Source organism: Bradyrhizobium sp. BTAi1 (genome assembly GCF_000015165.1).
In the GTDB taxonomy this organism is placed as follows: Bacteria; Pseudomonadota; Alphaproteobacteria; order Rhizobiales; family Xanthobacteraceae; genus Bradyrhizobium; species Bradyrhizobium denitrificans.
The window spans coordinates 5,034,890-5,049,581 of record NC_009485.1 but is presented as its reverse complement, the minus strand read 5'-3'; the positions used below and the strand labels follow the sequence as shown (position 1 = coordinate 5,049,581).

The 14,692-nt window shown below is 67.2% G+C and carries 14 protein-coding genes; all 14 read left to right on the top strand.

Annotation, left to right across the window (positions count from 1 at the left end):
* Window position 1 precedes the first annotated feature (1 nt).
* Window positions 2-847 carry a phosphoenolpyruvate hydrolase family protein gene (locus tag BBTA_RS22565; protein WP_012044822.1) on the top strand — a complete coding sequence of 282 codons (846 nt, stop codon included), beginning with the start codon at window positions 2-4 and terminating at the stop codon, window positions 845-847.
* Between the two features lie 76 nt (window positions 848-923).
* Window positions 924-3,818, top strand: coding sequence for a flotillin family protein (locus tag BBTA_RS22560; protein WP_012044821.1), 2,895 nt, complete (start codon window positions 924-926; stop codon window positions 3,816-3,818).
* Between the two features lie 6 nt (window positions 3,819-3,824).
* Window positions 3,825-4,262, top strand: a complete 438-nt coding sequence (locus BBTA_RS22555; RefSeq protein WP_006609919.1) for an SRPBCC family protein — start codon at window positions 3,825-3,827, stop codon at window positions 4,260-4,262.
* A 4-nt stretch (window positions 4,263-4,266) separates the two neighbouring features.
* Window positions 4,267-4,710 carry an SRPBCC family protein gene (locus BBTA_RS22550; RefSeq protein ID WP_012044820.1) on the top strand — a complete coding sequence of 148 codons (444 nt, stop codon included), beginning with the start codon at window positions 4,267-4,269 and terminating at the stop codon, window positions 4,708-4,710.
* A 16-nt stretch (window positions 4,711-4,726) separates the two neighbouring features.
* Window positions 4,727-5,548, top strand: coding sequence for a xanthine dehydrogenase family protein subunit M (locus tag BBTA_RS22545; RefSeq protein WP_012044819.1), 822 nt, complete (start codon window positions 4,727-4,729; stop codon window positions 5,546-5,548).
* 3 nt (window positions 5,549-5,551) lie between these two features.
* Window positions 5,552-6,031, top strand: a complete 480-nt coding sequence (locus tag BBTA_RS22540; protein ID WP_012044818.1) for a (2Fe-2S)-binding protein — start codon at window positions 5,552-5,554, stop codon at window positions 6,029-6,031.
* A gap of 11 nt (window positions 6,032-6,042) precedes the next feature.
* Complete coding sequence (locus BBTA_RS22535) at window positions 6,043-7,614, top strand: xanthine dehydrogenase family protein molybdopterin-binding subunit (RefSeq protein WP_012044817.1); 1,572 nt, start codon at window positions 6,043-6,045, stop codon at window positions 7,612-7,614.
* 1 nt (window position 7,615) lies between these two features.
* Window positions 7,616-8,638 (top strand): xanthine dehydrogenase family protein molybdopterin-binding subunit, encoded by a 1,023-nt coding sequence (locus BBTA_RS22530; RefSeq protein ID WP_012044816.1) that lies wholly within the window; start codon window positions 7,616-7,618, stop codon window positions 8,636-8,638.
* Window positions 8,639-8,644: 6 nt separating this feature from the next.
* Complete coding sequence (locus BBTA_RS22525) at window positions 8,645-9,526, top strand: MoxR family ATPase (protein WP_012044815.1); 882 nt, start codon at window positions 8,645-8,647, stop codon at window positions 9,524-9,526.
* Window positions 9,523-10,641: a VWA domain-containing protein gene (locus BBTA_RS22520; RefSeq protein ID WP_012044814.1), complete on the top strand. Its 1,119-nt coding sequence runs from the start codon at window positions 9,523-9,525 to the stop codon at window positions 10,639-10,641. The genes BBTA_RS22525 and BBTA_RS22520 overlap by 4 nt, the downstream gene beginning before the upstream one ends.
* Entirely contained in the window at window positions 10,638-11,525 is an 888-nt protein-coding gene (locus BBTA_RS22515) for an amidohydrolase (RefSeq protein ID WP_012044813.1), read from the top strand. Before BBTA_RS22520 ends, BBTA_RS22515 begins: the two co-directional genes overlap by 4 nt.
* A gap of 39 nt (window positions 11,526-11,564) precedes the next feature.
* Window positions 11,565-12,413, top strand: coding sequence for an MBL fold metallo-hydrolase (locus BBTA_RS22510; protein WP_012044812.1), 849 nt, complete (start codon window positions 11,565-11,567; stop codon window positions 12,411-12,413).
* Between the two features lie 17 nt (window positions 12,414-12,430).
* A complete protein-coding gene (locus BBTA_RS22505; protein ID WP_012044811.1) occupies window positions 12,431-14,032 on the top strand; it encodes an isochorismatase family protein in 1,602 nt (533 codons plus the stop codon).
* A gap of 3 nt (window positions 14,033-14,035) precedes the next feature.
* Window positions 14,036-14,662, top strand: a complete 627-nt coding sequence (locus BBTA_RS22500; RefSeq protein WP_012044810.1) for an FMN-dependent NADH-azoreductase — start codon at window positions 14,036-14,038, stop codon at window positions 14,660-14,662.
* The last annotated feature ends 30 nt before the right edge of the window (window positions 14,663-14,692 follow it).

Here is a 14,692-nt window from a genome sequence, read left to right as displayed (position 1 = left end):
GATGCCGAGATATGAGCGCGCACCGCTGCTGAAGAAGTTTCGCGACATGGTCCGCCGGGGTGTGCCGATCATCGGCGGCGGCGCCGGCACCGGCCTGTCGGCCAAATGCGAGGAAGCCGGCGGGATCGATCTGATCGTGATCTACAATTCCGGCCGCTACCGCATGGCCGGCCGCGGCTCGCTCGCCGGGCTGATGGCCTATGGCGATGCCAATGCGATCGTGGTCGAGATGGCGGCCGAGGTGTTGCCGGTCGTGAAGAGCACGCCGGTGCTCGCCGGCGTCAACGGCACCGACCCGTTCCGCGACATGGACGTGTTTCTCGACGAGCTGAAGACACTCGGCTTCTCCGGCGTGCAGAACTTTCCGACCGTCGGCCTGATCGACGGCACGTTCCGGGCCAATCTCGAGGAGACGGGCATCTCCTACGCACTTGAGATCGATATGATCGGGCGCGCCCATGACAAGGATCTGCTGACGACGCCCTACGTGTTCAACGAGGCGCAGGCGACGGGCATGGCAATCGCAGGTGCCGACATCATCGTCTGTCATCTCGGGCTGACCACGGGTGGCTCGATCGGTGCGCAGACCGCGCCGAAGCTGGAAGACTGCCCCGGCCTGATCGACAGCTGGGCCTCTGCCGCGCTCAGCGTCAATCCCGAAATCCTGATCCTGGCGCATGGCGGCCCGATCGCCGAGCCCGCCGATGCCGACTTCATCATGAAACATACGAAGAACTGCCACGGCTTCTACGGCGCGTCCTCGATGGAACGGCTGCCGGTGGAGCGGGCGCTGACGCAGCAGGTACGACATTTCAAGGCGATCAGCTCGCGGCCGCGCCGCGTCTGATGCGACACCACGTGATCCGACGGCGGCGGCGCCTCGCGTCCCGCGCGTCGGACGGAGGACTGAGGGAGGAAAACGGATGTCCGGGGTTCTGATCGGTGAGCTGATCCTGTGGCTGATCGTTGCGATCATCGTCATCGTGGTCGCCGTCTACATCGTCAACTGGCTGTACCACCGCTCCTCGAAGGAGGTCTCCTTCGTCCGCACCGGCTTCATGGGCGAGCGCGTCGTGATCAATGGCGGCGCCTTTGTGATGCCGTTCATTCACGACTACACCCCCGTGAACATGAACGTGCTGCCGATGGGCATCACGCGCGCGAAGCAGGACGCCGTCATCACCCGCGACCGCATGCGCGTCGACGTCGAGGCCGACTTCTACGTTCGTGTTCAGCCGACCCGCGAGGCCGTGTCGATTGCGGCCGCGACGCTCGGCCGCCGCACCCTGGAACCAGAAAAACTGCACGCGCTGCTCTCCGGCAAGTTCATCTCGGCGCTGCGCTCGGTCGCCGCTGAGATGACGATGGAGCAGATGCATGAGCAGCGCGGCGACTACGTGTCCCGCGTGAAGGCCGCCGCCTCCGAGGCGCTGGCTCAGAACGGCCTGGAGCTGGAATCCGTCGCGATCACCGATCTGGATCAGACCGACCTGGAGTTCTTCAACCCGTCGAACCGGTTCGACGCCGAAGGCCTGACCCGGCTGATGGAGGACATCGAGAGCAAGCGGAAGCTACGTAACGACATCGAGCAGGACTCGATGATCAAGATCCGCACCCGCAATCTCGAAGCCGAGCGCGAGGCGCTGGACATCGAGCGCGAGAGCGAGACGGCGCGGCTGGACCAGGAGCGTGACATCGAGATGCGTCGCGCCCTGCAGCGGACCGAGGTGGCGCGCGAGCGCGCGCTGCGCGAGACCGAGGCCGAGCAGGCGCAGATCATGGCGCGCGAGACGATCGAGAAGGCGCGCATCGCCAATGAACTGACGATTGCGGAAGCCCGCATCGCCGCTGAGCGCGACACAAGGCAGCGCGAGATCGAACGCACGCGCGCGGTCGAGGAGCGCGAGCTCTTGGCGCGCGAGGACATCGAGAAGGCCCGGATCGCCAATCAGCGCGCGATCGACGCCGCGCGCATCGAGTCGGAGCGCGAGGTGCGCCAGCGCGACATCGAGCGGACCCGCACCATCGAGGAAGCGGAGATCGCCGCGCGCGAAGCGGTGGAGAAAGCCAGGATCCAGCAGGATCGCGTCGTCTCCGATGCCCGCATCGCCAATGACGAGGAGACGCGGCGCCGCGAGATCGAGCGCACCCGCGCGATCGAACAGGCGGAGATCGCGGCCCGCGAGGCAACCGAGAAGGCGCGGATCGCGCAGACGATGATCGTCAATCTCGAACGCATCAGCTCCGATGAACGAACCCGCGCGACCGAGATCGCGCAGGTGCGCGCGATTCAGGAAGCGGAGATCGAGGCGCAGCAGGCTGTCGAGGCCGCCCGGATCGCCCGCGAGCAGGCGTTGTCAGCGGAACGGATCGCCGCCGAGCATGCGACGCGCAAGCTGGAGATCGAGCGCAATCAGGGCATCGAGATCGCCGGCATCGCTGCGCGCGAGGCCACCGAAGCCAGCCGCATCGCGCAGGAGGAGCGGGTGCGTGCGCTGGAGATCGCGCGGATCAGGACCATCGAGGAGGTCGACATCGCCTCGCGCGAAGCGATCGAAGCGGCCCGGATTGCCCAGGAGCTTGCGGTGGCCGCCAGGCGGATCGAGTCGGAGAAGACGACGCGCAGCCTGGAGATCGAGCGCACCGAGGCCGTCGAGGCCGCCGATCTGAAGCGGCGCGAGGCGGTCGAGCGGCGCCGCATCGAGGTCGAGCTGGCGCTGGAGGCCGAGCGCATCGCCTCGTCGCGCACGCGCGAGGTGCTGAACATCGATCAGAAGAAGGCGATCGAGCTCGCCGATGAGGTCAGGGTGATCGAGCTCGCGGCCAAGCGCGCCGAGCGCATCGATGCCGACCGGCAGGTCAAGGAGGCCGAGATCATCGCGCGCAAGCAGGTCGAGACCGCCGACGTGTCCCGTGAGCAGGCGCTGGAGGCTGTCCGGCTGGAGCGCCGCCGCGCCATCGAGCAACTCGAGGTCGCCCGCGTCCAGTCGCTGCAGGAGGCGGAGATCGCGGCGCGCGAGGAGGTCGAACGCGCGCGTATCGCCTCCGATCGCGGCCTTGACGAGGCACGCATCGGCAGGGAGCGCGAACTGCGCAAGCTCGAGGTCAACCGTGAGAAGGACGTCGAGACCGCGCTGATGGAGAAGGCGATCGCGCTGTACCAGAAGTCGCTCGAGGAATCCGCGGCCAAGGTCGCGGCCGAGGAGGCACGCACCCGCGCCACCGAGGCGACGGAGAAAGTCATCACCGCGCGCGAGAGCGAGATCGCCCGCCGGCGCAAGACCGTCGAGGTGCTGATCGCCGAGAAGCAGGCTGAGGAAACCCGGATCGCCGCGGAGGCCGAGCGCGTGCGGGCCGCGGTCGAGGCCGAGGCGCAGCGGCTGCTCAACGAGGCGGAGAACGTGCTGACCGACCAGGCGCGCTATTCGCTGTTCCGCCGCAAGCTGCTCGACCGCATCGAGGGCATCGTGCGCGAGAGCGTCAAGCCGATGGAGAAGATCGAGGGCATCCGGATTCTCCAGGTCGATGGCCTCAACGGCCATGGCGGCAATGGCAATGGCGGCCGCAGCGCCACCGACGAGGTGATCGACTCGGCGCTACGCTACCGCGTCCAGGCCCCGCTGATCGACTCCATCCTGTCCGACATCGGCGTGGAGGGCGGCAGCCTCGCCAAGATGCCTGGCCTGATCCGCGAGGCCAGGGACATGCAGGGCATCCGCAAGGAGGCGTCGGCGCGCAAGGATGCCGGGGGTGGCGGGGGTGAGGGCGGCGGCCCGTCCGAGCCGCCGTCCGATCGCGGTCCGCGCAAGAAGGGTTGATGCGAGATGGCGAGGGTCTATGTCTCCACTGTCGTCAACGCCCGCAACGACCGGGTGTGGGCGCGCGTCCGCGACTTCAACGGCCTGCCGAACTGGCATCCCGCAATCGCGGAAAGCCGCATCGAAGGCGGCGAGCCAGCCGACAAGATCGGCTGCGTCAGGGATTTCCGCCTGCGCAACGGCGACCGTATCCGCGAGAAGCTGCTCGGCCTGTCCGACTACGACATGTTCTGCACCTATTCGATTCTGGAATCGCCGATGGGGGTTTCGAACTATGTGGCGACGCTGCGGCTGACGCCGGTAACGGATGGCGACAAGACCTTCCTGGAATGGACCGCCGAGTTCGACTGCGCGCCGGAGCGCGAAGCTGATCTGGTTGGCTCGATCGGCGGTGGCGTGTTCCAGGGCGGCTTCGACGCGCTCAAGCGGGCATTCGGAGGCTAGAACGGTGCCGCACGTCGTCAAGAGCACGATCATCGATGCGCCGACCGAGGTCGTGTGGGAGGTGCTGCGCGACTTCAACGGCCATGATCGCTGGCATCCGGCCGTCGCCACGTCGGCGATCGAGCGCTCGCAAACGTCCGACAAGATCGGCTGTGTCAGGCGTTTCCGGCTGAAGGACGGCTCGGAGCTGCGCGAGCAGCTGCTCGCGCTGTCGGATCTCGAACAGACCTTCAGCTATTGCCTGCTCGATACGCCGCTCCCGATGTTCAACTATGTCGCCCATGTCCGGCTGCTGCCGGTGACCGACGGCGATCGCACGTTCTGGCACTGGGAGAGCCGCTTCACGACCCGCCCCGAGCAGGCCGAGACGCTGGCGCGCATGGTCGCGGAAGACATTTACCAGGCCGGCTTCGAATCGATCCGATCGCATCTCAAGCAGGCGGCATGAACAACGAGGTGAACCGATGCCGGTGACGGTGAAGACCTTCCAGGCTCTGAGCGAGGTGGCGTCGGCGTTGTCGTCGGACCGTGCTGCCCGTTATCTCGGCGGCGGCACGCTGGTGATGCGCGATCTCAACGAGGGCGATGTGTCGATGACGACCGTGGTCCGCGCCACCGATCGGAGCTTGCAGACCATCGACGGGTCTGGCGCGCGCGTCCGCATCGGCGCCGGAGTGACTTTTGCGCGCGTGCTGGCCGAGCGCGATCTCGGCTTCCTGCATCCGGCCGCGCGCTCGATCGGCGGGCCTGCGGTCCGCAACATGGGTACCGTCGGCGGCAATCTGTTTGCGCCCGCGCCATTCGGCGACTTTACCGTCGCGCTGCTCGCACTCGACGGCTTGGTCGCCGTGCAGGGCGGCTTCGGTCTGCGCGACATGCCGCTCGAGGAGTTCCTGCAATCGCGCGACCGCCAGGCCGGCGCGCTGGTCGTTGCCGTATCCTGCATCCGGCCCGCGTCGGCCGATGCGTTCCGTTATCGCAAGATTTCTCGCATCAAGCCGAAGGGTGGATCCGTCATCACGCTTGCGGCGCATGTTCCGCAAAGCGGCGGCCGCGTCAGCGGCGCCCGCATTGCGCTGGGCTCGATGGCGCCGACCGCGATCCGCGCCAAGGGCGTCGAGCGCGCGCTCGAAGGCCGTCCGCTCGACGCCAGCACGATCAACGCCGCCGCCGCCGCGGCAAGCGAAGGGACCGCTCCGACTGACAATGCGCTGGCCAGCGCGTGGTACCGGCGCGAAGTCGTCGGCGTGCATCTGCGGCGGCTTCTGTCGGGACAGGAGAGCTAGAGCGTGACCAAGACTCCTTTGCAATTCCGTCACAACGGCCGAGAGGTCGCGCTGTTCGTCGACGGCGGGACAAATCTTCTTGTCGTCCTGCGCGAGATGCTCGGCGACGTCACGCCCAAATTCGGCTGCGGGCAGGGCGGCTGCGGCGCCTGCACCGTGCTGATCGACGGCGAAGCGCATCTCTCCTGCCTGACGCTCGCCGAGACCGTTGAGGGGCGCGCGGTCGAGACGCTCGACGGCATCAAGACCGGGCCCAATCTGCACCCGCTGCAGCAGGCGTTCGCCGAAGGGTTCGCGGCACAATGCGGCTATTGCACGCCGGGCATGCTGATGGCCGCCAAGGCGCTGCTCGACAGGATCCCGCAGCCGAGCCGTGAGCAGGTGGTGGAAGCGATCTCCGGCAATATCTGCCGCTGCACCGGCTACGAGCCGATCATCAACGCGGTGCTGGCGGCCGCCGCATCGCGGCGCGCGAGCGCGTAGAGGAGATTGCCATGTTGGAATTGCGCAAGGACATCTTCGCCGACGAGCGCGACGACAATCTCAACGAGGTCGGCAAGGGCACCCAGCGTCAGGACATGCTCGGCCACGTCACGGGCACCTCGACATATTTCAACGATCACAAGCTGCAGGGCATGTTGCATCTGAGGGTCGTCAGGTCGGCGCAGCCGCATGCGCGGCTGCGCCGCATCGACACCAGCGAGGCCGAGCGGAGCGAGGGCGTGCGGCGGATCATCCGCGGCAGCGACGTGCCGCGCAACCTGAACACGCTGCTCAGCCTGATCAATTTCGGCAAGGATGACGAGCCGACGCTCGCCGTCGACAAGGTGCGCTATCGCGGCGAACCCATCGTCGCTGTCGTCGCCGAGACGCCGCGTGCGGCGGCCGAAGCGGCGGCCAAGGTGCGCATCGATTACGAAGACTTGCCGGCCGTGTTCGACGTCGAGGAGGCGCTGAAGCCGGGCGCGCCCACGGTCAACGAGACCTATCCGAAGAACACGTTCATTTATCACGAGCGCTACGACCACCAGAAGCTGCGCTTCGGCGATGTCGAGCGCGGTCTTGCCCAGGCCGATCATGTGCTGGAGCAGCGTTACCAGATGTCGCCGATCGAGCACGCGCCGGTCGAAACCAACGGTTCCATTGCCGCGCCGGATACGAATGGGCGCTACGTCGTCTACACCTCGACCCAGGCGCTGTTCTTCTCGCTCGATACCTGCGCCAAGATCCTCGATCTGCCGTCGAACACCTTCCACTTCATCGGCGGCACTGTCGGCGGCGGCTTTGGCGGCAAGGTCGATACCCTGACCGAGCCGCTCGCCATCCTGGCCGCGATGCTGACCGGGCGGCCGGTGCGCTATGTGCTCGGACGCGAGGAAGAGATGCAGTTCGGGCCGCCGCGCGGCGCCGAGCGCATCTACATCAAGGACGGCGTGATGCGCGATGGCCGCATCGTCGCGCGCCAGATCCGCGGCTATTTCGATTCCGGCGCCTATACGCGGCTGTCGAGCTATGCCGTCGTCAAATGCGCCGCGCATCTGCCTGGTCCCTATACGATCCCGAACGTCCACGGTGACATCTACTGCGTCTTCACCAACCGCACGCCGGCCACTGCGATGCGCGGCTTCGGCATCACCGGCATTGACTTCGCGCTCGAATGCCAGATGGACAAGCTCGCGCATCTCATCGGCATGGACCCGATGGAGTTCCGCATCCTCAATGCCTATCGCGACGGCGACATGAAGGCGCATCGGCGCGAGGCCAAGAACACCGCGCTGATCGAATGCGTCCAGGTCGCGGCCGAGAAGGCGAAATGGCCGATGCGCGAAGAGTTCCGCAGGATGTCGTCGCGCAAGGATGGCGGCGGCGCGCGGGCCGCCGTCCCGTCCACGCCGCGTGAGACCGCGGCGACGCGGCCGGCACCGGCGCAGCAGCGGACCAGCTATGACCGCGGGCTCTCGTCGCCACCGCTCGAGCCGCCGCCACCGCCGCCGCAGAGCCCGGCGCCGTCATCGTCGCACGGCGCAACGCGGTTCTCATCGGTGTTCGGCACGAGGAGGCGCTGACATGACCAGGCACCGCGGTCGCGGCATGGCGGCCATCAACTATCCCATCGGCATGAATCTCGGCGGTGATCCCAGCCAGGCGCTGGTGCATTCCAATCCGAGCGGCAAGTTCACGGTGGCGCTGTCCTCGATCGATCTGGGACAGGGCATGAAGTCGGTGACCCGGCAGATCTGTGCCGAGACGCTCGGCGTGCCCGTCGAGGACGTCTATGTCGACACGGCCGATTCCGACACCGGGCCGCACTGCATGGGCTCATTCGCCTCGCGCGGCACGCATCGCGTCGGCAATGCCGTGATGGCGGCGGCCAAGGAGGCGCGCGGCGTGATGATGGAGGCGGCGGCCGAAGAGCTCGAGGTGAACGCTGCCGATCTCGAGACCGATGGCCGCGGCAACATCCACGTCAAGGGTGCGCCGCATCGCGCGATCTCGGTGAAGGACGTTGCCATCGCCGCGCAGTTCCGCCAGGGCAAGACCATCTCCGGCCGCGGCATCTTCCTCGTGCCGCTGTCGGACGTCGATCCCGAGACCGGCGAGATGTCTCCCGCCACCTGCTACGCCCACGCCTGCCTCGTCGCGGAGGTCGAGGTCGATGACGAGACCGGCGAGGTCGGCGTGATCAGGATGGACAGCGCCTATGAGCTGGGTCGCGCGCTCAATCCGCGCCTGGTCGAGCAGCAACTGGTCGGCGGCGCCTGGATGGGGATGAGCCACGCCCTGTATGAGACAACCGAGCCGTATTATCCGGATCCCAGGCAGGGTCCGCGCGACTTCGTCGAATATCTGATGCCCGGCCCCGGCGACATCTGCCCGCACGACATCGCCGTGCTGGAGCGGCCGGCGCCGGACGGTCCGTTCGGCGGCAAGGGGCCGGGCGAGATGTGCGCCAATCCGGTGCTGCCGGCACTCGCGAATGCGATCTTCAATGCGGTGGGCGTCCGCATCGACGAGTTGCCGATCACGCCGGAAAAAGTGCTGCGCGCGATCAGGGCCCAGGGCGGCGCGCGGCCGCAGACGCGGCGGTAAAGCGAGATGGTGGTCCGCAGCAATATTGTCGGCATCGACTCGCCGCAGGCGCTGGAGAAGGCGCTGCGCGCGGCCTATTACCTCGCCGATGACGGGCTGTCGACCGCGGCCTATCTCGCGCTCGCGCTCGGCAAGCCGCTGCTGCTGGAAGGCGCGCCCGGCGTCGGCAAGACCGAGGCGGCCAAGGCCATCGCCGCAGTGCTCGGCCGCAAGCTGATCCGGCTGCAATGCTATGAGGGGATCGACGCCGCGGCGGCGCTCTACGAGTGGAACTATCCGCGTCAGATGCTGGCGATCCGCCAGGCTGGCGAGGAGAGCATCGACATCTATGGCGAGAGTTTTCTGATCGAACGGCCAATGCTGGCCTGCCTGCGTGCGCCCGACTCGACGGTGCTGCTGATCGACGAAATCGACCGCGCCGACCAGGAGTTCGAAGCGTTCCTGCTCGAATTCCTGTCCGACTTCCAGATTTCGATCCCCGAACGCGGCACGGTGCGCGCCGCCGAGCGGCCGATCGTCGTCCTGACCTCGAACCGCACCCGTGACCTGCATGAAGCGCTGCGCCGCCGCTGCGTCTACCATTGGATCGACTATCCCGACGCGGCGCGCGAGGCGCGCATCGTCATGATGCGGGCTTCCAGCGTGGCCGAGGCGACTGCGCGCGCAGTGGTGTCGGCGGTGGCGAAGCTCAGGCGCGAGCCGTTGAGCAAGGCGCCGGGGATCGCCGAAGCGGTCGACTGGGCCGAGGCCGCGACGCTGCTGAACCAGACCGGCGCGCGCTGGCCTGATGCGTTCAAGCGCTCGATTGGCGTTGCGCTCAAGGACGAGGAGGATCTGTCCTTCATCGCCCCCCGGCTCGATGCGCTGCTGGCGGAGGTGATGACATGAGCGAGCCTCGCCTGCCCAATGCTGTCGTGATCTTCATCTCCTTCGCCGCGTTGCTGCGGCGGAACGGCTTCGCGATCGCACCGGAGCAGACCACTTCGTTCCTCGAAGCCATCGCGCTGCTGGGACCGACCTCCCTCGACGACATCCGCCGTGCCGGGGCGGCGACCCTGGCCCCGCCGCCGGAGCGGCGCGCGACCTACAATCTGCTGTTCGACATCCATTTCGGTGTCACTGAAGCTGCGGCCCTCAGCGAGTCCGACCAGCGTGACGACATCGTGCGGCTGCAGGAGGAGGGCGACGGCGCCGTCGACCGCGATCTCGCCGAGGAGCAGAACGAGTCGGGGTTGGCGGCGACGCGCGCCGAGGCGCTGGTCGCGCGGCGCCTTGCCGGCTCGACCGGCGGCAATGCCTTGCAGCGCCTCGCACGACAGGCCCGGGCAACGCTGCCGAAGCGGCGCGGTCACCGGCGGATGCGCGCGCGACAAGGCGGCTTCGTCGACCTGCGCCGAACCCTGCGCGAGAGTGTGCGGCATGATGGCGAGGTGCTGTCCTTGCGCCGGCTGAGGCGGCGGCCGCGGCTGCGCCGGCTGCTGCTGCTGATCGACGTGTCCGGCTCGATGAAGGCGCGCACCGAGGACAACATGCGGCTCGCCCATGTGCTGGTGCAGGCCATTCCGCAAGCCGAGGTGTTCACTTTGGGCACGCGGCTGACGCGCGTGACGCCTCCGCTGCGGCTGAAGCGGCGCGAGCAGGCGCTGCTCGCGGCCTCACATCTCGTCAGCGATTGGGACGGCGGCACGCGGATCGGTGAGGCGCTGCAGGCGTTCCTCGCGGTGCCGCGCTTCTCGACCTACGCGCGCGGCGCCTCGGTGCTGGTGATCTCGGATGGGCTGGAGCGCGGCGACCACCAGGCGCTCCGCGATGCCGTGTGGAAGCTGTCGCTGCGCGCCTGGCGCCTGAGCTGGCTGACGCCGCTGGCGACGGGACCCGGCTTCAAGCCGCAGACCGCAGCGTTGCAGGCGATCGCGCCGTTCGTCGATGACATCGTGCCAGGCGGCTCCGACGAGGCCATCGTTGCCCATCTGCTGTCGCTGGCGCCGAGGAGGGCGGCATGACCGGATATGTCGACGCGCATCATCACATCTGGCGCCAGGCCGATCTGCCTTGGCTGGTCGGGCCGATGCAGCCGCGCATCTTCGGACCCTATGAGTCCATTCGGCGCGACTACACGATCGCGGAATATCTCGGCGACGTCGCCGGCAGCGGCGTGACGCAATCGGTCTATGTCCAGACCAACTGGGCCAAGGACGGTTTCGATGACGAGGCCGCCTGGGTGCAGAGCACGGCCGAGGAGCACGGCTTTCCGCACGCGATCGTCGCCTATGCCGATCTCGCCGTTGATGACGCGCGGCCGCAATTCGATCGGCTCGCCCGCTATCCGTTGGTCCGCGGTGTGCGCATGCAGCTGCATTGGCACGACAATCCGCTGTATCGCTTCGCTGCGTCGCCCGATCTGTGCAACGATCCCCATATCCGTGCCAATGTTGCGCGACTGGCCGACTATGGTTGGTCGTTCGATCTGCAGGTGTTCGCCGGGCAGATGGCCGACGCCGCCGCGCTGGCGGAGACCTGTCCGTCCGTCACCTTCATCCTGCAGCACGCCGGCATGCTGGAGGACCTGTCGCCCGCGGGGCGCGAGGCCTGGCGCGCCGGCATGCAGCGGCTCGCCGCCCGCCGCAACGTCGTCAGCAAGCTCTCCGGCCTCGGCACCTTCATCCGCCGCAACGACCCCGGCCATGTTGCAGGCATCGTAGGCGAGACGATCGGCCTGTTCGGCGCCGAGCGCTGCCTGTTCGGCTCGAACTTCCCGATCGAAAAGCTCTGGACAGACTATCGCGCGCTGGTGGCTGCCTATGAGGCTGCAATCCAGGATCTTGATGCGCATGCGCGGGCGCAGGTGATGGGAGAGACCGCGCGGCGGATCTATCGGCTTGGATGACGCCCCGCGCAACGACACCAAACGCAACAGGGAACGCTCATGGCGCTGGAAATCAAGATCCTCGACTATGGTGATATCGAGCTGGAATCGAGCTTCCTGGTGCTCGGCCGCGACTGCGGCCGCACCCGCCGCGTGCTGACGCTCGGCTTCCTGATCCTGGGCGGGCCCTATCCGGTCGTGGTCGATACCGGCTACCGCTCCAACCAGATCATGGAGACCTTGGGCATGCGCGGGCTGCAGTACCACGAGAACATGATCGAGAACCAGCTGGCGCGGCACGGCGTCCGCATGGGCGATGTCCGCTATGTCTGCCACACCCATCTGCACATCGATCATGCCGGCAAGGACGATCTGTTCCCGATGAACACTACGGTGGTGCTGAACCGCCGCGAGCTGGAATATTCCGTCTCCGGGCTGATGCATCCGCAATATCCGGCGCCCGACATCAAGCATCTGATCGACCGGCTGCATACCAAGAGCGCGCTGCGCTTCCTCGACCTGGAGCTCACCGGCGCGATCGAGTTGATGCCCGGCGTGTATTGCGAGGCGGCCAATGCCCACACCGAGGGCTCGATGAACATCCACGTCCACACCGCTGACGGCATCGCCACGATCTGCGGCGACGTCATTTACGATTTCAACGACCAGATCGTGACGCCGTTCAACGAGATCCAGGACGGCGAGCCGCGCACGACAGGCAATCACGGCACCAGCAAGCGCGCCGAGAAAGCCGCGATCAAGAAGCTGCTGTCGAGCTCGCGCTATTTGCTGCCGGTGCATGATCGGCCAGCCAAGATCGAGGGCGGAATGGTGACGGGGCGGCTGCACGACCAGGTGCCGGGCCCGGTCGTGCAGTCGCTGCCGCAGCGTCACTGGTTTCCGGCGTAAAGGCGTGAGGCGTAGCCATGACCCACGTGACCTTGCGCAGTGAGTTCGAGAGCCTGATCGATCCCTACGCACCTGTGGCGCAGGTCGCGACTGGCTTCGATTTCACCGAAGGACCGATCTGGCATCCGATCGAGCAGTACCTGCTGTTTTCCGACATGCCGGCCGACGTCCGCCGCCGCTGGGATGCGACGCGCGGCGTGGTCGAGATGCGGCGGCCGTCGAACAAATGCAACGGCATGACCTATGATGCCGACCTCAATTTGATCGTCTGCGAGCACGCGACATCGTCCCTGGTGCGCGAGCGTCCCGACGGCCGGCGGGAGATTGTGGCGTCGCATGTCGAGAACCAGGAGCTCAACAGTCCGAACGATGTCTGCGTCCATTCCAGCGGTGCGATCTACTTCTCCGACCCCTGGTATGGCCGCATGCCGGTCTATGGCGTTGAGCGGCCGCGCCAGCTCGGTTTCCAGGGCGTCTATCGCGTGCCGCCCGGCGGCGGCGCGCCGCGGCTGCTGGTCGACCGTTATCTGTTCGATCAGCCGAACGGGTTGTGCTTCTCGCCCGACGAACGGCTGCTCTATGTCAACGACACCGTGCAGGCATTGATCCGCGTCTTCGACCTCGGCAGCGATGGCGGGCTGTCGAATGGCCGCGTCTTCGCCAGCGGCATTCGCTCCGAACTGGAGCCGGGCGTTCCCGATGGCATGAAATGCGACCAGCGCGGCAATGTCTGGGTGACCGCGCCCGGCGGCGTCTGGGTCTATGCCCCCACCGGCGAACTGCTCGGCAAGGTGCGCGTGCCGGAACTGGTCGCCAATCTGGCCTGGGGCGGTGCGGATTTTCGCACGCTCTATCTCACCGCCACGCATTCGGTCTATGCGATCGCGACCAAGGTCGGTCCGCGCCACGAGCCTTACATGGGCGCACGGTCTCGCGGGGCGGCGACGGCGGGTTCGGCTGCATCGAGCGCAAGCTCCGCAAGCGCGCCAGCGGCGCCGCAGCTGGCCTCCGGCGACATGCAGCTCGATCCGCGCCGCTGCGCCATGATCATCCAGGACCTGCAGAATGACGTGATCATGGATGGCGGCGCCTTCGCCGATTCTGGTGCCCCCGGTCATGCCAAGCAGCAGCGCGTCGTCGACAATGTGCGGCGCCTTGCCGAGGTCGCCCGCGCTTGCGGCGTGGTCATCATCCACGTCTGGTTCGTGGTCGAGCCCGGCGCGCCCGGCGTGACCTTGAACGCGCCGCTGTTCGAGGGGCTGGTCGATAGCAAGGCGCTGGTGCGCGGCAGCTGGGGCGCAGCGCCGGTGCCGGGCCTCGAGCCGCGAAGCGGGGACTTCGTGGTCGAGAAGATGCGGATGAGCGCCTGGGAGGGCACCCGGCTCGAGACCATCCTGAAGGCCACCGGCCGCGACATCCTCATCAACACCGGGGCCTGGACCAACATGTCGGTCGAGCACACCGCGCGCACCGGTGCCGACAAGGGCTACTTCATGGTGGTGCCGGAAGACTGCTGCTCGACCATGAACGCCGACTGGCACCGCGCGTCGATCAACTTTGCGCTCCAGAACGTCGCCGTGGTGACCCGGGCCGATGCGGTGATCAAGGCGCTGGGGTGAGACATGCCCAAGCTGTTTCATCTGATCGCCTCGCCGCGCGGGGACTCCGAGTCCAGCGCCGGCGCGCGTGCCTTTCTCGATCGCTTCAGACAGGCGCGGCCCGGCTGGGACGTCGATGAGGTCAACCTGTGGCGCGAGCAGTTGCCGGAGTTTGACGGCGAGATCCTGCAAGCCAAATACGCCCGGATGGGCGGGCGCGCTTTCACCGACAGCCAGCGCGCGGCGTTCGCGATGGCCGAGCGCATGGCGGTGCGGCTCGACCTCGCCGAGCGCGTCGTGATCTCGACGCCGATGTGGAATTTCGGCATCCCGTATAAGCTCAAGCACTGGCTCGACATCGTCAATCAGCCGGGCCTCACCTTCCGGTTCGATCCGGCCCGCGGCTATCTGCCGCTGCTGAAGGATCGTCCGACGCTGGTGGTCCTGGCGAGCGGCGGCGATTTCTCGACCGGCATGAGCCGCGGCCGGACCGATCACGCAACGCCCTATCTCCGCGAGAGCCTTCGTTTCATGGGCATTCGCGACGTGACGTTTGTCGCGATCGGCCCGACCAGCGGACCGACCGAGCGCATCCATACGGCACGCGAGCAGGCGCACCGCAGGCTCGTCGAGCTCGCGACGCGGTTCTGATGGGATCCACACGGCTGCCGCGCGGGGAGC